Genomic DNA, 22,678 nt, shown 5'->3' with positions numbered 1-22,678 from the left:
CTTCACTTCAGTGGAACCATAAAAATGAAACTAAAAAGAACCCTTATCTCTACCGCTATACTCGCTGCCATGTTTGGTCTTGCTGGTTGTAACAGTGATGACGACAACAGCAAATCTGGTACTCCATCCTTCGACACCACACTAACTCAATACGTCAATCCATTGATTGGTACAGGCGCAGATGGTCACACCTTCCCAGGGGCGGTTGTGCCTTACGGTTTAGTGCAACTTTCTCCTGATACCGAAATGGAAGGCTGGGGCTCTGCCGCAGGCTACTTCGACCACGGCAAGCTGACTGAAATCCCAGTATATGGCTTCTCCCACACTCACCTTTCTGGCACAGGCATCACCGACCTTGGTGATATCTTAGTTCTGCCTTTCACCAAGAAAGAAAACGCCGTTTTCAACACCTTCGATAAAGACAACGAAACCGCAGAAGCAGGCTACTACGCGGTTGAACTGAACAAAGGCGAAATCAAAGCCGAGCTAACCACCACACAACGTGTTGGCTTTCACCGCTACACCTTCAAAGAAGGCACTACGCCACATATTAAGTTCGATTTAGACCACACACTCAACAAAGGTCACTTCAACAACCGCACTATGAAGGGTGATTTAGAGTTCATCGACGCTTACACCATTCGCGGTTTACGTAGCTCAAACGGATGGGCGAACAACCAACACGTGTACTTCTACGCCACCTTCAACCAACCTATCGTCAAAGCCATTGCTTTAGTTGACGGCGCAGAAACGGAAATCGATGTAAACAACGACAACATCGACGCAGTGAAAACCATCGCTTACCTAGAATTCGCACCATCATCAACACCGCTAGAAATCCAAGTAGGCTTGTCACCCACAGGCACAGAAGGTGCGGAGAAGAACCTAGAGGCAGAAGCGAAAGACGTGTCATTTGATACTGCGCGCGCTCAAGCCAACGATGCATGGCACCAAGAGCTTAGCCGCATGATGGTATCTGGCGGCACAGAAGATCAGAAAGAGATCTTCTACACCGCGCTTTACCACGCCTCTATCGCGCCAATGATTTTCCAAGATGTCGACGGTCAATACCCTGCGATGCGTACTCGCATTCAAAAAGACGCGGGCGACACACCAAACTACTCTGTGTACTCCATGTGGGATACCTTCCGTGCAGCGCACCCACTGAAAACCATCATCGACCCAGAACGTGCCGAAGAGTTTGCCAACGACTTGATTCGTAAATACGAAGACGGTGGCATCTTGCCGAAATGGGAACTGCACAGCCATTACACGGGCACTATGATCGGCTTCCCTGCGGTTTCTATCATTGCTGACGCGATGGCGAAAGGCTTAGACATCGACCCACAACTTGCCAAAGAAGCGGCTGAGTTTACGGTGCGTTACCACGAGGCGTCTGAATTCCCAGATTGGACGGAAGACAACAACATCGGCGCAGCAAACGTTGTGCAAGTGAAAGTGTACGAAGAAAACGGCTTTGTTCATCATGGCTACTGGAACAGTGCCTCTTACACGCTTGAATTTGCTTATGGCGACTGGGCAATGGCAGAAATCGCGCGCATGGCTGGCGATGTAAAACTGCAAGAAGAGTTTATGACTCGTGCCGACAACTGGCTTAACCATTGGGATGCAGAGACAGGCTTCTTACGTCCGAAAAACCACCCGCAGAGCTCATCACCAAACAAACCGCCTTTGGAGTTCAACCAACCAATTGATGAAGAGCGTTTGGATGAGTGTGAAATGGTTGAATGGCCTGAAGGCTCAGGTGTAATGAAAGAGAAATTCCCACTGCTACCATTCGACCCTTACTACGTGGACGAGTTTGCCTACACCGAAGGGAACGCGTGGCAATGGAAGTTCCAACCAATGCACGATTTCAACCGTCTGAAACAAGAAATCTACCAAGCAGACTTGGCACAAGGCAAAGACACCACGCCAGAGAAAGCCTTCCGTGAAGACTTGGACGAGCTATTCAATGCGCGTTCTTCAAACACAGGTGAAGAGCTGCCAGATCTAACGGGTTACATCGGTCAGTACATGCACGGTAACGAGCCATCGCACCACATTCCTTACCTATATGCGCTAACGGATGAGCCATGGAAAGCGCAAGAGTACCTAGACCGCATCATGTCAGAGATGTACACCAGCGAGCCAACCGGGTTGATTGGTAACGAAGACGTGGGTCAGATGAGCTCTTGGTACTTGATGTCGGCAATGGGCTTCTACCAAGTGACGCCTGCGGATCCGGTCTACACCATCGGTCGTCCTATGTTTGATGAAATCACCATTCCAGTAGAAGGCGGCGAATTCACAGTCATCGCAGACAACAACAGCCCACACAACAAGTACGTGAAGTCCGTAACCATCAACGGCAAACCGCTGGATGCCAACTTCACCTTCAAGCACAGCGAAATCAAAGCGGGCGGCGAGCTTCACTTCGTCATGACGGGTGACAAGCAAGAAGCGCTTCAAGCTCAGTAACGTTTTATGTAATTCGTGTTTAAAGAATAAGCAGATAGATTAACTCAGTGGCAGGAAGTGACGCGCTTCCAGCCTAAGGAATCAAGATTATGAACTTTACGAAAACCGCTATCGCCACCGCTGTGATTGCAAGTGTTATTGGTTTGGCTGGCTGCAACGATGACGACGATAACACCTCACCAAGCGTCGATACTTCCAACCTAAAATACGTCGACCCATTCATTGGGACAGGGTTTAACGGACACACCTTCCCGGGTCCTGTTGTGCCAGAAGGCATGGTGCAACTTTCTCCAGATACCGAGCTGATCGGCTGGCACTCTTCATCAGGTTACCACTTCGATAAAAAGACCCTATTTGGCTTCTCCCACACTCACCTATCTGGCACGGGTATGGGCGGCTTAGGTGACATTCTGTTCCTGCCGTTTACCGAAGATAAAGCTAAATACATCGAAGACAGCGACGACTACCGCGAAGCGATTTCGGTCAAGATGGACAAAACCTCTGAAGTGGCAGAAGCAGGTTACTACTCTGTGAAGATTGCAGAAAACGGCATCAAAGCTGAGCTTACTGCTTCTGAACGTGTCGGCTTCCATCGTTACACCTACCCGCAAGGTCAACCACAACGTTTGAAGATTGACCTCAACTCCATCCTCAACAGCGACTGGGGTTCGACCTCTCTGCGCAACAAACTGACGGTGAGCGAAGACGGTCATACCATCACGGGTGAGCGCGATGCAGCGCACTTCTCTGGTTGGGCGAAAAACCAAAAAATCTTCTTCTATGCGACTTTCGATAAGAAGATCAAAGACGTTTACATCCTTGCCAATGGCGAACCTGTTGACGGCCTAACGGCAGAGCACGTTTCTGAATTGATTTACGATGACCAAGGTAATCCAGTTAAGCGTGTCAAAGCGGACGTTACTGCCTACATCGAATTTGAAGATGAAGGCTCACAAGAGTTGAATGCGCAAGTGGCGTTATCTGCGGTTGACCCACAAGGCGCAGAAAACAACTACGATGCCGAAGCGAATGTCTCTTTCGATACTGCGCGCAACAACGCACGTGAGAAATGGGCAAAAGCGCTCAACTTCTCTATCGAAGGGGGCACAGAAGATCAGAAAGAGATCTTCTACACTGCGCTTTACCACACCAAGATTGCGCCGATGGTGCATCAAGATGTAGATGGTCGATTCCGTGGCATGGGCAAAGGCTCGATTCGTGAAGGTGAAAGGGAATACTCCATCGCTTATGGTCAAGCGACAGAAGAGCAGCCAAACTTCTCGGTTTACTCTCTATGGGATACCCAACGTGCATTACACCCACTAAAAACCATCACAGAGCCAACCCGCGCGGTGCAATACGCGAAGAACCTAGTTCAGAAGTACACTGAAAGCGGCTTGCTGCCGAAATGGGAGCACTTAGGTGACGAAACAGGCACCATGGTCGGCTATCCAGCGGTAGCAGTTATTGCGGATGCGATCACCAAATTCCCAGAAGAGTTTACTCAACAAGAGAAAGACCTGGCGCTGAAAGCCGCGATCGACTCTTCGACTTACGACAACTACCCTGCACTGCAAGCCGATTGGGATCAGGGCGTATTGGATCGCACTTTAACCAAGCACATCGACTACATTGAGAAAAACGGCTTCACGCCAGCTATCCAACGTGTCGATGGTGAGCCAGTATTTGAAGACTACACGGTTGAGTCTGTTTCTTACGGTCTGGAAAACGCATTCTACGATTGGGCTATCGCACAAATCGCCAAAGCAGCCGGTGATACTCAAGCAGAAGAGCAATACCTTGAACGCTCAAAAGGCTACAAAAAATACTTCGATTACAACCCAACGGAATACGCAGAACATGGCGTGACGGGCTTTATGCGCCCAGTGATGATTGATGAAACCTTCATGACGCCATTCGACCCATACGGCACAGAACACGAGACAGGCAACTACACCGAAGGTAACGCGTGGCAGTGGACTTGGTTTGTACCGCATGACATCGCGGGCTTAAAAACCATCATGGGTGGCGATGCTGAGTTCCAGAAAAACCTAGAAGCCACCTTCACCGCAGAAAGCCAAGGTACAGAAACACCGGATATGTCTGGTTTGATTGGTCAAGTTGCGTTTGGTAACGAGCCTTCGCACCACATTCCTTACCTATTCAACTGGACAGCAGAACCATGGAAGACACAACAAGTCGTCGACCACATTCTTGATGACATGTACTTTGCAGCGCCAGAAGGCGTCATTGGTAACGAAGACGTGGGCGCCATGTCCGCTTGGTATGTGATGTCTGCATTAGGCTTCTACCAAGTGAACGCGGCAGAACCTATCTACACTGTGGGTCGTCCGCTATTCGACAAAGCGGTGATTCCGGTGAAAGGCGGCACGTTCACCATCACCACAGAGAACAACGCCGATGACAACATGTACATCAAGTCTGTCACCATCAATGGCAAAGCTTTGGATAACGGTTTCTTCTTCGACCATTCCGAGTTCAAACCGGGTGGTGAGTTACACTTCGTGATGACGGGCGAGCAATCTGAAGCGATGAAAGCGCCTCAATAAGCTTCACTTGAAATGTATTCCTCAGGCTAAAATAGCTTGAAGAATACAGGGGGATTTGATGTGATGAACGTATCTCCTATCTAGCTTCGTTGCGCCAAACTAATGGCGCACTTAGTATGAGTAGAAGTAACGGACAGCGTGTTGACAAAATCGGTCGAACCTTTCCAATGCTGAATTCTGCGATTTGATCTCATATGTAGATAGTTCAAGTCTCAACTCTATCTTAATGCACTTAGTAGCTTTGATGTGATCTTCGCACCTCCCTTCTAGCACCGTTGTACCAAACTAATGGTGCAACCAGTAAGAACAGGAGTAATCATCATGTCTATTAACGTTGTCGCATCGATATAACCAAAAACCTCTTTCAAGTATGCGTGTTGAGTGCTTTGATAATGGCGTATGCCTCCCCAACTTGTGCGTTGTAATTTCGAAGCGTGAGTGAAGCGCCTAGTAGTTGTTTTACGCGATACATAGCGGTCTCCGACGATGAAGGCCTGTGGTAACCATACTTTCGTTCCCACTTTTTTCGAACCATAGAGCTTTTGGTAAGAAAACAACTTCTCAATGTTTCACCTGAGCATAATCGCACCGTCAGCAATATTAATTATGTGTTAGTTAAATTGGTCAAGAGCGGTTCAACTTCAGTTGCAGTCGAAATATTGGAATCAATCTTAACTGTAGGTATGGAAGTCACGGACTTAGGTTATTTATCTAATGAGTTACTGAGCAAACATCGAGATTTACTTAACCACCTAATTACAAGGTGGTTCAAACCCTAGGTAAAAACCAATAACAACTTTGCTGTAACAATCAACTAATTGAGTAAGCCAAGGCCGGCCCAATGACTTGCAATGCTCTTCATGTACAACAAAGCGTTCCACCACCGTATGATCTATTTCTACCCTCTCAAAGACGTAAAAACTCAACATCTTTTTCCCCATCCGACGAAACTCTATTTTCACGACTCGCTCCCCCTTCTCCGCGGTCAGTAATTCGAAAGGGGCCTTCTTTTTAACCCGTTTCCGAAGGGATTCATAAGTTGGGTATTTGTACTTCGTTCCATTGTTCAGATTATGCTGACGTAATTGCCTTCGCACGCGCTTGTAGGCCCTTCTGATACGCGCTTTTCGCCCAAAGATAACTTTTTCTACAGCTTGTTTCATCAAAGCATCAACGAATGTTAGTTCTAGACTTTACTATTACCCTTATCTTTATTCCTTGGATCTATATGATCAGATACTCTGAAAACCAACCACCGGTGTATTGATATTGCACTTGGAATAATCCTGTCATATAACCGTTGTAGTACAACACGATGTGGTTCAATAGTCTTTGGAATGATTTTTCGCACTTACAGTGCTAAATAACGAAGAATGCTTAGACGAAAAGTAATTTGAGTGGCTATATTGTCAGGAAATGCAGATATATCTCGATATGTTTCTTCATCAACATCGCTGGTATCGACACCCTCTCATTTGGCTCAGGCTTTTCTTGCTGAAGTGCCGACTTCCGATGAAAACTCGAGAACGATTTCTTAGGCATAACAACCCAATTCAGATTCGAGAGGAGGTGAGGTCTCTAAGCTTGTTTTCAGTAGGCTTCGAGAGAGCAAATCACACAGGAATGGAAATATTTTTCTTCCATTTAGACAGAGGTGATGTCCTAAACTTTTCGCTGTTTGGGTACCATTCAGTTTTAACATCGTAAGGAGAGTTTGATGAAAGTGGTTCGGTTATCTCTTGAGGAATATCGATGCAAAAGTTTAAGGTTGCTAGAGATAACCTCATCCAGTATTTCTTCCTCTGTAACCAGTTCTAGCTCCAAACCTAACGCAAACGCGCCTTGTACTTTTGCTTCCCATTCACATTGAAATGCCGATTTTGAACTCTCCATATCGGATTTTACTTTATACAGCGTATATTCACCGGTATCAAACTGATACTAGAAAGTCTGGAACATAGGTATGGGTTTTGCTATTGAAGCAGTATGAAAGCCGTATCGGCTAGGAGCAAAAACGAACGATGCTAAGCTCGAAATCAAAATGATAACAAGCGGCACATTCTAAAATGATTCTACCGTGACTCTTTTTCCCATCTTAGCACTGACGTAACGGTGTATGTTTTTCACGTGATTTAGTTTAGTTTCGAGCAGGAGTGTCAAACGCAGTTTCAAGTTAAAGCAGGCTGGCTGTAGAAGGGGAAGGTAAAGCAGACATAAAACTGCCTCTTCAAAAATGTCATAAACATAAAAAGCAATAGACTTATGAAGAGGCAATATCAAATTATGGTTGCACCAAGTATCAATATATGGTTGCTTTTACACTTTTTACATTCAGTCGATTTACTCTTTACCGAACACGTTGTTCTCTTGTTCTTGAACGCGGATGAATGTAGTACGCTTGGTTAGCTCTTTAAGCTTTGCTGCACCTACGTATGTACATGTTGAGCGAACGCCTCCAAGGATGTCTTGAATAGTGCCGTGAACGCTACCACGGTATGGCAATAATACGGTTTTACCTTCAGCCGCACGGTAGCCAGCGACACCACCTGAGTGCTTGTCCATCGCGCTCTTCGACGACATGCCATAGAATTTCATGAACTTCTCGCCGTCTTTCTCGATCACTTCGCCGCCTGACTCTTCGTGACCCGCTAGCATCCCACCTAGCATTACGAAATCCGCGCCACCACCGAATGCTTTCGCTACGTCACCCGCACAAGAACAGCCACCGTCACCGACGATCATGCCACCAAGGCCGTGCGCTGCATCACCACACTCGATGATTGCAGAAAGCTGCGGGTAACCAACACCCGTTTTTACACGAGTTGTACATACAGAGCCTGGGCCGATACCCACTTTAACGATGTCTGCACCAGCTAGGATTAGCTCTTCACACATATCACCAGTAACCACGTTGCCTGCAGAAATGACCTTGTCTGGGAACTCTGCTCGCACGCGTTCAACATACTCGACCAAATGCTCTGAGTAACCATTTGCAATGTCGATACAAATGAAAATAAATTCATCTGAAAGTGCCATGATGTCTTTGGTTTTTTGGAAGTCTGCGTCAGATGTCCCAGTAGACACCATAACGTTATTCATGGTTACTTTATCTGCTGATTTAGCAAACTCAGCCCAATCTTCTACCGTGTAATGTTTGTGAACAGCGGTCATTACACCATGCTCAGCTAGGGCTTTAGCCATTGCAAAGCTACCAACCGAATCCATGTTTGCTGCGATTACTGGCACACCAGACCATTGACGACCACTATGCTTGAATGTAAAATCGCGGGTTAAATTTACTTGAGAACGGCTCTTAAGGGTAGAACGTTTCGGGCGAAACAGTACATCTTTAAAACCTAACTTAAGTTCTTGTTCGATACGCATTGTGTAATTCCTTGATTCATATGTATATGTGTCATTTCAGAGTGCGTAGTGATTTCGTTGGCAGACGAGTTCACTGTTCTTCGGACACAAAAAAACCGGAGCGTTGGCAGACGCTCCGGTTTTCAGCATTATAGGCTGTGATTTATTTCCTACAAGTCTGATATTTGAATTTTTTTTGTGATACCATCTTGAAAATCGCATATCAAAAACGCTCCCCAAGTCACCAAAACCTCTTATTATTTATAACTATCAACAACTTGAGAAAGCACTTAAGTTAACCCATTGCGCAAACCTTTGCGTCATATCTTAAAAATTAAAACGCATCACCTCTCAAATCTGCCTAAAACTCAATCACCTAATACTAAGATGCCCTGCTAATTCGTAAAAAAGTACTCAAAAAAATCGACCAATTTTCTCAAAAATGCATGAAATCTAATTAAACTCGATAGAGCTCTTGGGTGATAGCGGTACGAAGAGTGCTAACGACATCACTTGCCAAAAGACCAATTTGACCATTCTGACTCACGTTTATATCAGCAGCATGACTGTGAAGTACCACACCTAAACGTGCGGCAACAGAAATTGGTAAACCTTTGGCTAGTAATGCACTAATGACTCCAGATAACACATCTCCCATTCCCCCCGTCGCCATTCCGGCGTTACCCGCTAGACAGACGTACATTCTCGTTCCATCGTAAATAAGCGTCCCCGCGCCTTTTAAAACCACTACACCGCCATAACGCTCTTGCAGTTGTCTTGCCGCAGAGTATCGGTCACTTTCTATTTGTTGAATGGTTACATTTAGTAGTCGAGCTGCCTCTCCAGGATGCGGCGTGATCACTCGATGGTTGTCGCAAACCAGAGTGACATCGCACCGCTGGCTCAGCATCGCTAGAATATTGAGGCCATCAGCATCAACAACTTTAGGTTTCTGCTCTTGAGCCAGATATTGATAGGCTTGATAAGCCCACTCATCATCTCCAAAGCCAGGACCAAACACTAATACGTCAGCCCAGCGAATGCGTTTAGTTAAGTCGTTCTCAGTATCCCTGAGTAAGTCAGCGGTGATGCTCTGGCTCATTACTTCTGGGCAACCAACCTGCAGTGGAATAAGGCTACTCGTGTGAGTAATTGCGGCAGTTAAACCCGCTCCGGCTCTAATCGCAGCGGAGGAACATAAACGAATCGCTCCAGACATCCCTTGATTGCCACCAACACAAAGCAACTTCCCGTTGTCACCTTTATGGACCGTTGGATTTGGCTTGGGCATTAATCTTGAAACAACCTGATGATCAATACCTAATGCACTTTCTACTTCGATAGTATCAAACTTAGTATTGACGCCTAAACCACAAAAGTAGAGCTCGCCAACTCGATCTCTCGCTTGTCCAGTGCATAAGCCTTGTTTAACCCCAATGAAGGTTACAGTATGCTCGGCACGAATAGCATCACCTAAAACTGCACCTGTATTAGCACACAGACCAGAAGGAACGTCGACTGCAATCACAGGGGTATGAATTTGATTAATTTGGTCAATATAGCGACGATACTCCGAACGAACCTCACCGCTTAAACCAGTGCCTAACATGGCATCGATGATCACATCTGCTTCTAGCAATGCGGTATTCCATTCATCCCAATCATTGTTAACACCGTCGATTGACTGCCAGTCTTGGTATGCGCGCAAAGCATCACCTTTTAGCACAGATACATCACCAATTTGGAAAACATGTACATTGAGTTGAGCTTGTTTCGCAAGAGATGCAAATACGTAACCATCGCCACCGTTATTCCCTTTACCGCAAATCACTAAGATATTTTTTGATTTAGGATACAGATGTAAAAAGCGCTCATACACGGCCATACCAGCGCGTTGCATTAAGCTATACATAGAAACACCAGCCATTTGCGCAGCCAGCGTTTCACCGTTTTTTACTTGCTCTGCAGTGTAGAGTTTTAGGGCGAGATTAAAGTCCATATTCACGTTCTACGCATTGGGAAACACAATTATAAGTATACAAAAAAGCCAAGGCGGACCTTGGCTTTTGAGAAAGTTTTTTATCGCTATTGATTCTGAGACATCAGAGCTTCAGCCGTCGCGTCTTGTATAGACAAAAACAACGAGTTGATTTTTCCAGTCGGTGTGCGCATTGGGTTCAACGTAACATTCTGGTACATAAACTCCGCTTGCTGCGTAACTGGTCGAACATTGCGACAGCAGAATAAGTAAGGTCGTTGTCGCCATGTGATGAAGCTGCGACAGCCTAGGTCATACACTGGTTTTGTTTTTAATTTAAACCACTCCTGTGGGATTTCAGGGAAGATATCAAATATAGAACGACCTATCGCATCATGAGACTGCAAACCACTGTGATGAGTCATAAACCCATTCCAGACCTGTACATTGTAATCTCGATCAATGACCACTAAGCCCATGTCAACGTTTTGTACCATATCCACCATCCAATGGAATTGTTCAAACTCTGCTGGCATATTCAACATTAGAACTCCTCCATTAGATAAGACAGTTTGTTATCAAGCAGCGGCAAGGATTCGTCCACAAACATAAACAACAAGTCACAACGAATCGACGTTCCTTCAATGTTGTAGCTCACTTCGAATGTCATCGTGCGGCTGAATGCTCCAGTTGTAGATTCAATGATCGAGTCAATTGAGATGTGCTGACCAAGGAGTACCGGTGGACTTTGGAAGAATCGGACTTCAGACTGCTCGCCTAAACCATTTAAGAACGACCCCACCAAAATATTAGAAATATCCATTAGCAGCTCAAGCTCTTCTAGCTCTTCGCTGTCTGCTGGTACTTTCATCAACTTTTTGAGATCAGATACGCTTGAATCACTCAAAATCACTAGCGCTTCGCCAGCAATACCTTCGCCACAAAATCCCTGACAAACGCCCGATACGTTGTCATGCGACGCCAAGTCGCGTAGGGCCATGTGAAGTTCGCTCACTTCAAAGATATTGACGTTCGGCAGAGGTAGTTGCACAAACACATCAAAGTGACGCGCCAACGCATCGGCTGCTCGACCAATTGAAACGTTAGCCACTTCCATGTAAATATCGCGACGACGTAAAATCGGTAACTCAATAGAGACAGGCGTGATAATTTGAGGGCGAGGTTCTGGCTCGACCAACTCTTTAAGCGCCTTCTTGAGTTCATCTTTGGCGATCGGTTTTTGAATAAACGCTTTTGCACCCAGTGCGAACACACGCTCTTTCGCTTTAGGTTGGATATCCCCCGACACAACAACCACCGGAGTTTTATCCCCCAACCGTTGCATGTGCTCTAGTGTTTCAAAGCCATCCATTTCTGGCATGGTCAAATCAAGAAACATCAATTTAAACTCGTTTTTTTCGAGTTCTTCTAGCGCGTTTTTTCCGTGGATAGCAAACGTAATATCGGCATTCAATGTGGCTGGTAGTGATCTCGCCATCTGTTTGCGTGCTAACGCTGAATCATCACAGATGAGTACGGGAAAAGACATTCAATCACCTTTTTAAATTCCACAATCTGCGCCGGAGTCTAACAGATTGTTACAGCATGTAATACGAGAAAACTGACGAGTTTTTTATTTCTTTATTATTCAATAAGCATACGCAATATGAATGAATGAGTGAACAAAATGACTAAAAAGCAAGCATCACATTCGCTGTTTAGTGACATAAAACAAACATGGGTAAAACTCCTCCACCCAAAGTAAGCAAAAAGTTGCATCTAACATCCAAAGCCCATTTTTGCTCGAATTTCATTCTTTCCATTTCCATAATGGGTAAACAGTAACGCGCTAAAACTAAAAAGGCACCCTGCTAGAGGATGCCTTTAATAATAATTTCATCGATAAGATATCAATTCTATGGCACACCATGGCCTTTAGAAGCCACCCATACGCGATACCATTGCTCTCGAGTAAGTTCGATGTTCAATGCATTAACTGCAGTTTGCACACGCTCGATTTTACCAGAACCAATGATTGGAATAGGGTTAGATGGCAAACGACGTACCCAGGCATAAATTACTTGGTCAATACTCGCTGCGCCCACTTCTTCACGAATTGCTTCTAATTCGTTACGGACACGAACAGCTTGCTCAGTTTCACCGCTAAAAATTGAACCACCACCGAGGCAAGACCAAGCCATTGGTCGCGTGCGCAACATTTGCATTTGATCAAGCGTTCCATCGTGAGCAACCTCAAAGTTAAGTGGGTTGATTTCCACTTGGTTAGTAACCAACGGCTTACCTAAGCGAGATTGCAGCAGTTCAAACTGGCGTGGAGTGAAGTTAGACACACCAAAGTGCTTCACTTTGCCGACTTTGTGAAGCTCAGAAAATGCTTCTGCAACCTCGTCTGCATCCATTAACACGTCAGGACGATGAATTAAAAGTACGTCGATTTCATCCACATTCAAACGTTCTAGCGAGTTATTCACCGATTGGTAGATATGTGCTGAGCTCGTGTCGTAGTGATTGATCTTACGCTCTGGCGTTTTATCGCCACACAAATTGATGTCGCATTTCGTCACGATCTGAATTTGTTCACGAACACTCTTGTCTAAAGCTAGCGCTTCACCAAACAACGCCTCACACTCGTAATTACCGTAGATGTCGGCGTGATCGACTGTCGTAATGCCTAACTCAATGTGTTGCTTGAGGAATGACAAACGCTCTTGAGCCGTCATTCCCCACTCAACTGCACGCCAATATCCTTGAACCAGCTCTGAGAACTCTGGGCCTTTTGGTGCAGTTACTACTTTTGCAACCATGGGTTTTCTCCTTCAATTGATCTGCATTCATCGTAGTCTTGTTTTCGTACCGGCTCAACGGGTAAACTTTCGCAATTCGAACTGGAGTACGAAATATGTCTTTTGCCCAACGCCTAGCCACCCTGATCGGAGAAGAAAGCATCAGCGGGTTCGCTCGACGCGTCGATGTGTCTGAAGCTTTAATACGCAAATACCTTAAAGGCAGTGAACCTAGCCTAACTAAAGCAAATCAAATTGCAATGCGCGCCAATTGCTCTCTCGAATGGTTAGCAACGGGATGCGGTTATTTATATCGCCGTGCTGAAGTCGTGGATATGGATGCGTACAAACTTGCCTTTCAACACGTTATGAATCAGCCGTTGTCAGACGATGCAGAAGAGCTACACCGCAAGCTAATTGCAGGATATCAATACCTGCGCGCTCACAAAAAATCGGATGGTTTTTTGGATGAATCAGCAATGGCGACCTTCCTATCTCTCCATAAAGAATCTAAAAACGAGTCACTTTGACCTCGATAATTTCGCCATCACTGCGCAAGTGCACATTTAAGGACGGTGATGGCGTCAGAAACTCGTCCGGTTTTACCCAAAGCAAACTTCGAATCGTTTCTTGTGGATAGCGGTTCATCAACAAAATAACTTCTTTATCGACAAGCTCGGAAGATTTCTTTTCCAGAGCTTCAACGACATCATATTGCTCTTTTCCGATAGTGACTCTGCGTAAAACTAACCCATCCTTTCTTAAGTTGAGAAGTAAGTCATTCAGACGCTGCCACTCGTATTCAGTAAGAAACGAGAACTGAGCACTTTCTCTTCTCAAAATCACTTCACCATACAAGTGCTGCTGGTAGTACGAAAAATCATCCAAACAAAATGCGTTGATAAACGTTGAGTTGTCTCGCAACTGCACTTCGCAACCATACCAGCTTCCACTTTTTTCTATACGTTCTTTTAAATTGGAATATGGCATTGCTGACAACGTGTCTTGCCACCAGCTCGGCGTTGAAAGTGCCGGAAACGTTACCGAACAACAACATAAAGAAAGTAAGAGTCGAAGATAAAAGCGCATGCACTGCTCTAGTTGGTTGACATCGAACCAAGACATTACTAACTGCAAGAAAATGTTCAAGAGAAAAATAGTGGCAGGTGGCGATGAAAGTTATGGTGATGAAAGTTATAACGCAGAAATTAAGAAGGCGCACATGTTCGTGCGCCTCTACCTCGTTACTCAATCGTGAGTGTGCGAATCGGCGATGTCTATTGATGCATCCCGAACATAAAACGAGGACTTACCGTAGGGTTTGAATCCATCCAAATTGTGTGTAAAACCTCACATCCCTCCTTCTGAAGCAGTCATGTTGCTTTACAATTAAAGCATGGTTCATTTTTCTCAAAAAACAAGTTTTTTATCCTAAATTATGAGAGCAATAGCACAATCTGAGTGAATGAATAATATCGCGACACTTCGAACACTCAATAGTGAAAAGCTAAATTGCATCTTTATTGATTAGGTCTAGACTCTGCGAAGCGTATACTTTCTTTCGTCCCTTCCCCCAGCAACAGGAGAGCTTGTTAATGACCAAACGCGAGAGAATTGTGAAATCTGTGTTGGCGCACGTACCGAAAGATGCGATTAACCAGTTTGTCTCTCGAGGGTCAACACCATTTTCTGTTCTCATTATGGCCGCCATTGTGGGTACGTTGGCTGGTTTTGTCGGTACGTATTTCGAGCTTGCCGTTCATTTCGTTTCTGAAACACGAACAGAATGGTTAAGAAGCGAAATTGGTAATGTTCTACCGTTGTGGCTGGCAGCGGTTCTCATTAGCGCACTTTTAGCTTTTATTGGCTATTTTCTTGTGCACCGCTTTGCGCCAGAAGCGGCAGGTTCTGGTATTCCTGAAATCGAAGGGGCAATGGATAATATTCGTCCAGTGCGCTGGTGGCGAGTTCTACCAGTAAAATTCTTCGGCGGCATGGGCGCACTTGGCTCAGGTATGGTGCTGGGTCGTGAAGGCCCAACCGTTCAAATGGGTGGTGCTGTAGGTCGAATGGTGACCGATATATTCCGGGTAAAGGATGACGATACCCGCCACTCCCTGCTCGCTTCTGGTGCTGCTGGCGGTTTGGCTGCGGCTTTTAATGCCCCACTCGCAGGCATTATGTTCGTTGTGGAGGAAATGCGACCTCAGTTTCGCTACTCTTTGATCTCAATTCGCGCAGTGATCATTTCTGCCATTATGGCGAACATAGTGTTTCGCGCCATCAACGGGCAAGACGCCGTTATCACTATGCCGCAATACCAGTCGCCAGAGCTTCAAACCCTATGGCTGTTTTTATTGCTTGGCGCATTGTTTGGCGTGTTTGGCGTGATCTTCAATAAACTGATTACCGTGGCACAAGACAGTTTTGTCGCAATTCACAAAAACGATCGTAAGCGCTACTTGATTGTAGGTTCGTTACTGGGAGGCGTGTTTGGCTTGCTTCTTTTGTACGTACCCCAACTAACTGGTGGTGGTATCGGCCTTATTCCTGACATTACTAACGGTAACTACTCGGTATCCATTTTAGTTTTGCTTTTCTTTGGTCGTGTAATTACAACCCTGCTCTGTTTTGGTTCTGGTGCGCCGGGAGGCATCTTTGCACCTATGCTTGCTCTGGGAACCTTATTTGGTTATGCGTTCGGAGCAAGTGCTGATGTCTTGCTCCCTGCGCTTGATATCGAGCCTGGTGTATTTGCGATTGCAGGCATGGGTGCCCTGTTTGCTGCGACGGTACGTGCACCGATTACAGGTATTCTGTTAGTGATTGAAATGACGAATAACTACTACTTAATCCTGCCATTGATCATTACTTGTTTGGGCGCTGTGATTATTGCTCAATTGTTGGGTGGACAACCTATTTACAGCCAGCTGCTGCATCGCACAATCAAAAACGAAAAGTTACGCCAACAGGATCTACCGGAGAATCAATCAACATAACATTCTCTTTGTTATCACTTCGCTCCAGACTATCGAAGAGTTTGGAGCGATAAACTCTGCATTTTTACATCTTTTCCCAAATATTCGATACCAAACTCACAAAATTATCATTCTCTGATATTTGCTCACCACCTTTCATGAGAAACCCCTCTCCATACTTGTTAGTATTCGCTACTTAAATAGAGCATTTCATCCAAATCGTCATGTTTCGTTTCATTCAGGCAAAAATCAAATGGAGTAGATTTGAACTGGAGAAGACTTGTGCAGTTTTATAGTGTCCCGCCGTCTCAAGCCGCGTTGGCACTAGGTATGATAGGTTTAGGGCAAGCTTGGGCACTCTATGTTCCTGAGATTGGTGAACCGATACGTCCATTTTTGGCGTCACTCGGCGCACTTTTACTCGCCCCTGTACTCATAAAATATGCCGCTAATCCACGATTATTCATGGTCGACATTCGTCACCCACTGAGTGGTAGTTTAATGGCACCAATGAGTATGGCGTTACTGATCCTTGCAGATTATCTTGCCGCTGTAGCGCCTATCATCGCTTATCCACTTTGGTTTATGGCGCTTTTGCTGCATTTTACTATGATGGTGCTGTTTTTTAGCTTTCAGCTAATGAACTTCAAAATGTCCAATATCGTACCGAGTTGGTTTCTTTATCCGGTGGGGCTAATCAGTAGTTCACTAGCCGGTTCTCAACTAGGTCACAACTTATTCTCCGAAACATTAGCGATGATGTGCATCGGCATTTATTTCTTCATGCTGCCACTCGTGTTGTATCGTTTGGTGTTTTTCGGCTCTCTACCAAGGCGAGCAAGACCGACCCTCGCGATTATGGCCGCGCCGGTAAACTTGTCATTAGCAGCATACTTGGTGAACTTTCCCTTACCTGATCCGATACTGACAGGCGCATTGGCCGGGATCGCCATCACTATGACTTTATTGATCTACTTATGTTACTTCCGCTTACTTCGCTTGAAGTTTCAACCTTCTATCGCGGCAGTAACCTTTCCTTCCGTGATCAGCGCTATCGCAATGCATCGCTTAACCTCTTTTTTTGCCGAATCGCACCCTCACTGGCACTGGCTACACGACTTTGGTTTTCTAGAGCTCAGTATCGCGACTGTATTGGTTGTTTGGGTATCGGCAGGTTACGTCAAAATGTATTGGCCAGAAATCATGAAGTCATTTTCTAAACAAGTATAAAAAAAGGATGGCGTTTGCCATCCTCTTAGAAACTTGCTTAGTTACCTAGCGTAAACCGTGCAGAAATTCGGCACGCGTTGCTGGGTTGCTCTTGAAGATGCCACCCAATGCAGTTGTTGTCGTTTCGCTAGTTGCATCCATCACACCGCGAGATTTCACGCAGTAGTGTGTTGCGTCAATCGTCACTGCCACATCATCGGACTCAAGCAGCGTTTGAAGTGCAACAAGAATCTGCTGAGTCATACGCTCTTGTACTTGTGGACGCTGAGCAAAGAAGCGAACGATACGGTTGATCTTTGACAGGCCAATGATCTTTCCACGTGGAATGTAAGCCACAGCGGCCTTGCCATCAATGGTCACAAGGTGGTGTTCACAAGTACTGGTTACGGTGATGTCCTTCACGCGAACCATCTCGCTCACGTTCATCTTGTTCTCAATCACTGTGATTTTAGGAAAGTTGGAGTAATCCAGACCAGAGAAGATTTCGTCAACGTACATCTTAGCAATGCGGTGAGGGGTTTCTTCTAGGCTATCGTCGGTAAGGTCAAGTTGAAGTAGACCTAAGATCTCACGCATGTGGTGTTCGATCTTCTCTTTCTTCTCTTCACGACTTACGTTGTTTGGACGCATTGGCGTTTCCAAACCGCGTTGCTCTAGCGCTTCTTTTACTAACTTCGCTGACTCGCTCAGACCTGACATTCCACTTCCTCTTTTGTTTTACTTCAGCCTTCGTACAAACCCAATCAAAATTGCATTCATACTTTTCGCTTTGAGTTGCTCAGTTCGTGTCTTTACACCAAGTCACATCAGATGAAGGTACTGAGCTGATTTTCTTGAGCTCCGCAGGTTTTTTACCCCTTTTGGATGGCTGACAAGGATACTCGGATTTTTGAATAATTACACCCATATTTTATAGGTGGACATTCTTACTCAGTCCCCTTTTATGGTAAAGTTGCCACAAAACAAAAGAACACAGGATTTTCTCAATGGGCTGCTGCGACGCACCTGGCTTGATGCCAATTGAAGAAGCGATGGACAAAATGTTATCGCGAATCAAACCTATCCAAACAACGCTTTCTCTTCCACTTGCTGAAGCACTCGGTTTTGTACTGGCAGAAGACATCCTGTCTCCTATTCACGTACCGCCATTCGATAACTCAGCAATGGATGGCTACGCTATTCGCATTCAAGATCTTGAGTCATCTTCTGTATTGCCTCTGGCAGGTAAATCATTTGCAGGACAACCTTTTGAAGGTGAATGGCCTCAAGGTACCTGTGTTCGCATCATGACTGGCGCAAAAATCCCACAGGGTTGTGATGCCGTTATCATGCAAGAAAACACTGAAGTAACAGATGCTGGCATTCAGTTCAACCAAACCGACGTGAAGCCACAAAACAACATCCGCCCAACAGGTGACGACATCAAACAAGGCGACATCGTACTGGCAAAAGGTGCACGTTTGACACCTCGCGATATTCCGATGATTGCGTCGCTTGGTGTTAGCCATGTGACAGTAGTACGTAAGCCAAAAGTTGCTTTCTTCTCTACTGGTGATGAACTTAAACCACTGGGCGAACCGCTAGACGAAGGTCAGATCTACGACAGCAACCGTTACGGTATTAAACCACTTATCGAGAACTTCGGTTGTGAAGCCGTTGATCTTGGTATCATTCCAGATTGCCCAGAGACTCTGAAAGCAACCTTTGAACAAGCGCAAACATTGGCAGATGTGGTTGTGACCTCAGGCGGTGTTAGTGTGGGCGAAGCGGATTACACCAAAGACATTCTTGAAGAGCTTGGTGAAATCGGTTTCTGGAAGTTAGCAATCAAGCCGGGTAAACCTTTCGCATTTGGTAAGCTAAGTACAGCTTGGTTCTGTGGGCTGCCGGGTAACCCTGTTTCTGCAGTTCTTACTATGTACGTACTTGTTCAACCAATGCTGGCAAAACTTGCAGGCCATACAGAATGGAAAGCACCCGAATCTATTCCAGCAACAACCAAAACCGCCTTTAAGAAAGCGCCAGGTCGTACCGATTACCAACGTGGTATCTATACATTGGAAGATGGCAAGTTTGTCGTTGAAACAACCGGTAACCAAAGCTCTGGTGCATTCCGCTCAATGAGCCTAGCGAACTGTTTTGTTGTATTAGAACGTGAACGCGGCCGAGTTGAAGTGGGCGAAACGGTTCAGATTCAACTATTCAACTCAACCCTTTACTAGGAAGACGTTGTGGACATTCTTTCCGATCAGGAAATGTTGCGTTACAACCGCCAAATCATTCTTCGTCAATTCGACTTTGATGGGCAAGAAGCACTCAAACAAGCATCGGTACTGATGCTTGGTGCTGGCGGTTTAGGCTGCGCATCAAGCCAATATTTGGCCACTGCTGGTGTCGGTAAAATTACGCTGATTGATGATGATATCGTCGAGTTGTCTAATCTTCAGCGACAAGTTCTGCACCACGATGCGGATATTGGTCGTAAGAAGGTCGAATCGGCGGCCGATGCACTGCACGAACTTAACCCGCACATTATTGTAGATACCATCGCAAAACGTCTTGATGATACCGCGTTAGAGAGTCTGATTAAGCAGCACACTATTGTTGTCGATGCATCAGATAACGTCGATACGCGCAATCAACTTAACCGCCTATGTTTTGCGACCAAAACACCGCTGATTTCAGGCGCGGCCATTCGCATGGAAGGCCAAGTGAGTGTGTTTACTTACGATGATCCAGCGCAACCATGTTACCAGTGCTTAAGTGCCCTCTTCGGCAGCGATGCGCTAAGTTGTGTCGAAGCCGGAGTAATGGCGCCTGTTGTGGGTATTGTTGGCGCAGTGCAAGCGATGGAAGCGATTAAAGTGATTGCTGATTACGGCCAACCAAAGAAAGGAAAAATTCTGATTTTGGATGCGCTCAGCATGTCTTGGCGAGAAATGAATCTGATGAAAATGCCCTCCTGTCCGGTTTGTAGTTAGTTCTATACCTCTAATCATTCCCAAAAAGCCCAACTCGATGTTGGGCTTTTTCTCATTTTGACAATCAGATTTACAACCCTTCTTCTTACAAATCTTAGCTCTATAAAATTCAACAACTTAAAAGTTGGCACATTCCTTTCATTGCATATATCACGAACCAATGAGAGGGCGAATTATGAAAAGGACATCACTACTACTTGGGTCTCTAATAGCGAGCGCTTACGCACAAGCGGCGCCATTTGATACGTGCCCAAGCCAAGCATACCTATTCCAATCAACCCCGGTTCAAATCTATGGCGTCAATTTGGTTACAGGCTCTACGACTCTTTTAGAGGACGACACAGGTTTGGCTTCGGGCATCAACGGTGTAGGCTTTAACTTCACTGACCGTTATATCTACGGCTACGACACCACAAACAAAAAGATTGTTCGTCTTGGTAAAGACTTCCAAGCAGAAACGCTTGATGTTTCGGGCCTTCCTACCGACCACACGTTTTACGTAGGTGACGTTTACAACCACGTCTACTACTTGTACCGCAAAGGCAAAGGACTTTTCTCCATTGACCTTTCTCCGCTCGATTCTAAACCAAATGCGACATTGAGCATCGTGAAAATTAGCTCAACAGCGACAGTGAACCTGACCGACTTTGCATTCCATCCAGGCGATGGTTCCCTTTACGGCATCGACAATAACTCCGGAGTGCTATACCAGTTCAACCCATCAAATGGTAGCGCAACTGCGATAGGTGACACAGGTGAGAAAGGCACATTTGGTGCTGGCTACTTCGATGTAAACGGCAACTACTATGTGTCACGTAACCAAGATGGCAAAATCTATCGCGTTGACCTTTCGGAAGGTAACGCAGCCAATATCGCAGCAGGTATCGTTCCTGCGGTTGAGTTTGTATCCAACGGTCCAAGCTCAAGCCAAAATGACGGTGCACGTTGTGCAAATGCTCCGGTGATTAACGAAGACGAGCCAATTGATTTCGGTGATGCTCCAGACAGCTACCACACAACACTTGCGTCAAACGGCCCTCGTCACGAAGTGGACGGTGTAACTTGGCTTGGTTCCGTCGCTCCAGACGGTGATGCCGACGGTCAAGCAAACGACAACTCTGTGGGCACAGCCGATGAAGATGGTGTTGGTTTTGTATCCGCACTTGATCCAGGCTTAAGCTCAATTGTGAATGTGACAGCTTCTACTTCTGGCTACCTATCAGCATGGTTTGACTGGAACCGCGATGGTGACTTTGATGATGAAGGCGAACAGGTCTTTACTGACCAATTACTGTCTGCGGGTAATAATCCCCTACCGTTTGTCGTTTCAACCGCTGCAACGGAAGGTTCAAGCTGGAGTCGATTCCGCTTTAGCCAACAAACCGGATTAAACTACGATGGTGGTTCGACATCTGGTGAGGTGGAAGATTACCCAATTACTATCACTGGTAATGGCTACTCAGTGGAATATTTCCCGAGTGCAGAAGATTACGCCACCGTGGCTTATGAAGATAATTGGCCATACACTGCAGACTACGACATGAACGATGTGGTCGTGAAATTCCGCATCACTGAAACCAGTCTTGCTGGTCATGTTGAGAATATTCAGATTACAGGTGACCTAGCGGCTTACGGCGCAAGCTACAAAAATGGCTTCGCAATCCGACTACCGGGTGTATTGAGAAGCTCGATTGAAAATGGATTAACGACGCTATCCTTCAATGGTGTAGAGCAAGCATCTAATGGCTTGGAAAGTATTTCTGATGAAGCCATTTTCATCATCAGTGAAGACTTAAGCACACACGCGGCGAGCAGCTGTAGCTACTTCCGTACCGAGTCTGGCTGTGATGATAACGTTTCACTCACCTTTACCTTGAATGTGTACTTCACCGAAGGCTCTGACCGTTCAGCCATTCAAGCCATGCCATACGACCCGTTCATCTTCGCAACGCCGGGGACTTACCATGGCGACGGGATTACCTTCCAACCAGGTCGTAAATGGGAAGTTCACTTAGCAGACCAAGCACCAACAGAACAGTTTGATGACCAAAACCTCTTCGGTGTCGGCGTCGATGCAAGTGACCCTGCACAAGGTGTGTACTTCAAAACAGCAAACAACTTACCTTGGGCACTGTTGATAGTAGAGGATTGGGATTGGCCGCTAGAGCGTGTAGACATGGTCGATGCATACCCTCAATTCCAAACTTGGGCTGAGTCTGGTGGCGAACTAAGCACAGATTGGCACACCGCTCCAACACCTAACAAATGCTACATTCCATAGGGAGATAACATT

16 protein-coding genes and 1 pseudogene are annotated in these 22,678 nt (G+C 45.8%); 8 read left to right on the top strand and 9 right to left on the bottom strand.

The window, feature by feature from the left end:
• Positions 1–24: 24 nt before the first annotated feature.
• Entirely contained in the window at positions 25–2,481 is a 2,457-nt protein-coding gene (locus R7Z78_RS08580) for a GH92 family glycosyl hydrolase (RefSeq protein WP_169644417.1), read from the top strand.
• Between the two features lie 89 nt (positions 2,482–2,570).
• Complete coding sequence (locus R7Z78_RS08575) at positions 2,571–5,051, top strand: GH92 family glycosyl hydrolase (RefSeq protein WP_104976215.1); 2,481 nt, start codon at positions 2,571–2,573, stop codon at positions 5,049–5,051.
• 364 nt (positions 5,052–5,415) lie between these two features.
• Here the strand turns inward: R7Z78_RS08575 and R7Z78_RS08570 are convergent.
• The 7 genes and pseudogenes from R7Z78_RS08570 to R7Z78_RS08540 form a co-directional block, all read right to left on the bottom strand.
• Positions 5,416–5,596: pseudogene (locus R7Z78_RS08570) on the bottom strand (IS5/IS1182 family transposase); the annotation flags it as partial.
• Between the two features lie 207 nt (positions 5,597–5,803).
• Positions 5,804–6,214: a hypothetical protein gene (locus R7Z78_RS08565; protein ID WP_225452424.1), complete on the bottom strand. Its 411-nt coding sequence runs from the start codon at positions 6,212–6,214 to the stop codon at positions 5,804–5,806.
• A gap of 1,177 nt (positions 6,215–7,391) precedes the next feature.
• The gene (locus tag R7Z78_RS08560; protein ID WP_005373458.1) at positions 7,392–8,435 is read right to left on the bottom strand and encodes a GMP reductase; all 1,044 of its coding nucleotides are present in this window, start codon (positions 8,433–8,435) and stop codon (positions 7,392–7,394) included.
• Positions 8,436–8,871: 436 nt separating this feature from the next.
• Positions 8,872–10,413, bottom strand: a complete 1,542-nt coding sequence (locus R7Z78_RS08555) for an NAD(P)H-hydrate dehydratase (RefSeq protein ID WP_104976216.1) — start codon at positions 10,411–10,413, stop codon at positions 8,872–8,874.
• Positions 10,414–10,499: 86 nt separating this feature from the next.
• Positions 10,500–10,937 (bottom strand): PAS domain-containing protein, encoded by a 438-nt coding sequence (locus R7Z78_RS08550; protein ID WP_005373463.1) that lies wholly within the window; start codon positions 10,935–10,937, stop codon positions 10,500–10,502.
• On the bottom strand, positions 10,937–11,941 hold the full coding sequence (locus R7Z78_RS08545; protein ID WP_005373466.1) for a response regulator: 1,005 nt from the start codon (positions 11,939–11,941) through the stop codon (positions 10,937–10,939). Before R7Z78_RS08545 ends, R7Z78_RS08550 begins: the two co-directional genes overlap by 1 nt.
• Before the next feature lie 367 nt (positions 11,942–12,308).
• Positions 12,309–13,217 carry an aldo/keto reductase gene (locus tag R7Z78_RS08540; protein ID WP_025767917.1) on the bottom strand — a complete coding sequence of 303 codons (909 nt, stop codon included), beginning with the start codon at positions 13,215–13,217 and terminating at the stop codon, positions 12,309–12,311.
• 95 nt (positions 13,218–13,312) lie between these two features.
• Here R7Z78_RS08540 and R7Z78_RS08535 point away from each other — a divergent pair, with 95 nt between their 5' ends.
• Positions 13,313–13,726 (top strand): helix-turn-helix domain-containing protein, encoded by a 414-nt coding sequence (locus R7Z78_RS08535; protein ID WP_005387686.1) that lies wholly within the window; start codon positions 13,313–13,315, stop codon positions 13,724–13,726.
• Here the strand turns inward: R7Z78_RS08535 and R7Z78_RS08530 are convergent.
• On the bottom strand, positions 13,707–14,321 hold the full coding sequence (locus R7Z78_RS08530; RefSeq protein ID WP_080996737.1) for a hypothetical protein: 615 nt from the start codon (positions 14,319–14,321) through the stop codon (positions 13,707–13,709). The genes R7Z78_RS08535 and R7Z78_RS08530 overlap by 20 nt on opposite strands.
• A gap of 470 nt (positions 14,322–14,791) precedes the next feature.
• Between R7Z78_RS08530 and clcA the strand changes: the two genes are divergently transcribed.
• Positions 14,792–16,195, top strand: a complete 1,404-nt coding sequence (gene clcA / locus R7Z78_RS08525) for a H(+)/Cl(-) exchange transporter ClcA (RefSeq protein WP_005373473.1) — start codon at positions 14,792–14,794, stop codon at positions 16,193–16,195.
• 261 nt (positions 16,196–16,456) lie between these two features.
• Positions 16,457–17,404 (top strand): TDT family transporter, encoded by a 948-nt coding sequence (locus R7Z78_RS08520; RefSeq protein ID WP_017819907.1) that lies wholly within the window; start codon positions 16,457–16,459, stop codon positions 17,402–17,404.
• A 45-nt stretch (positions 17,405–17,449) separates the two neighbouring features.
• On the opposite strand, the gene folE is transcribed toward R7Z78_RS08520, so the two are convergent.
• Positions 17,450–18,103 carry a GTP cyclohydrolase I FolE gene (gene folE, locus R7Z78_RS08515; protein ID WP_005373478.1) on the bottom strand — a complete coding sequence of 218 codons (654 nt, stop codon included), beginning with the start codon at positions 18,101–18,103 and terminating at the stop codon, positions 17,450–17,452.
• A 287-nt stretch (positions 18,104–18,390) separates the two neighbouring features.
• Here folE and moeA point away from each other — a divergent pair, with 287 nt between their 5' ends.
• From moeA to R7Z78_RS08500, 3 genes are all read left to right on the top strand, one after another.
• A complete protein-coding gene (gene moeA / locus R7Z78_RS08510; RefSeq protein ID WP_017635208.1) occupies positions 18,391–19,626 on the top strand; it encodes a molybdopterin molybdotransferase MoeA in 1,236 nt (411 codons plus the stop codon).
• A gap of 9 nt (positions 19,627–19,635) precedes the next feature.
• Complete coding sequence (moeB, locus tag R7Z78_RS08505) at positions 19,636–20,385, top strand: molybdopterin-synthase adenylyltransferase MoeB (protein ID WP_104976217.1); 750 nt, start codon at positions 19,636–19,638, stop codon at positions 20,383–20,385.
• A 175-nt stretch (positions 20,386–20,560) separates the two neighbouring features.
• Positions 20,561–22,666, top strand: coding sequence for an LruC domain-containing protein (locus R7Z78_RS08500; protein WP_104976218.1), 2,106 nt, complete (start codon positions 20,561–20,563; stop codon positions 22,664–22,666).
• Positions 22,667–22,678: the final 12 nt, after the last annotated feature.

Origin of the sequence: Vibrio sp. 1167, from assembly GCF_033340375.1 — a bacterium.
GTDB classification, from domain to species: Bacteria; Pseudomonadota; Gammaproteobacteria; order Enterobacterales; family Vibrionaceae; genus Vibrio; species Vibrio alginolyticus.
This window is presented reverse-complemented; position numbering and strand designations above follow the sequence as displayed.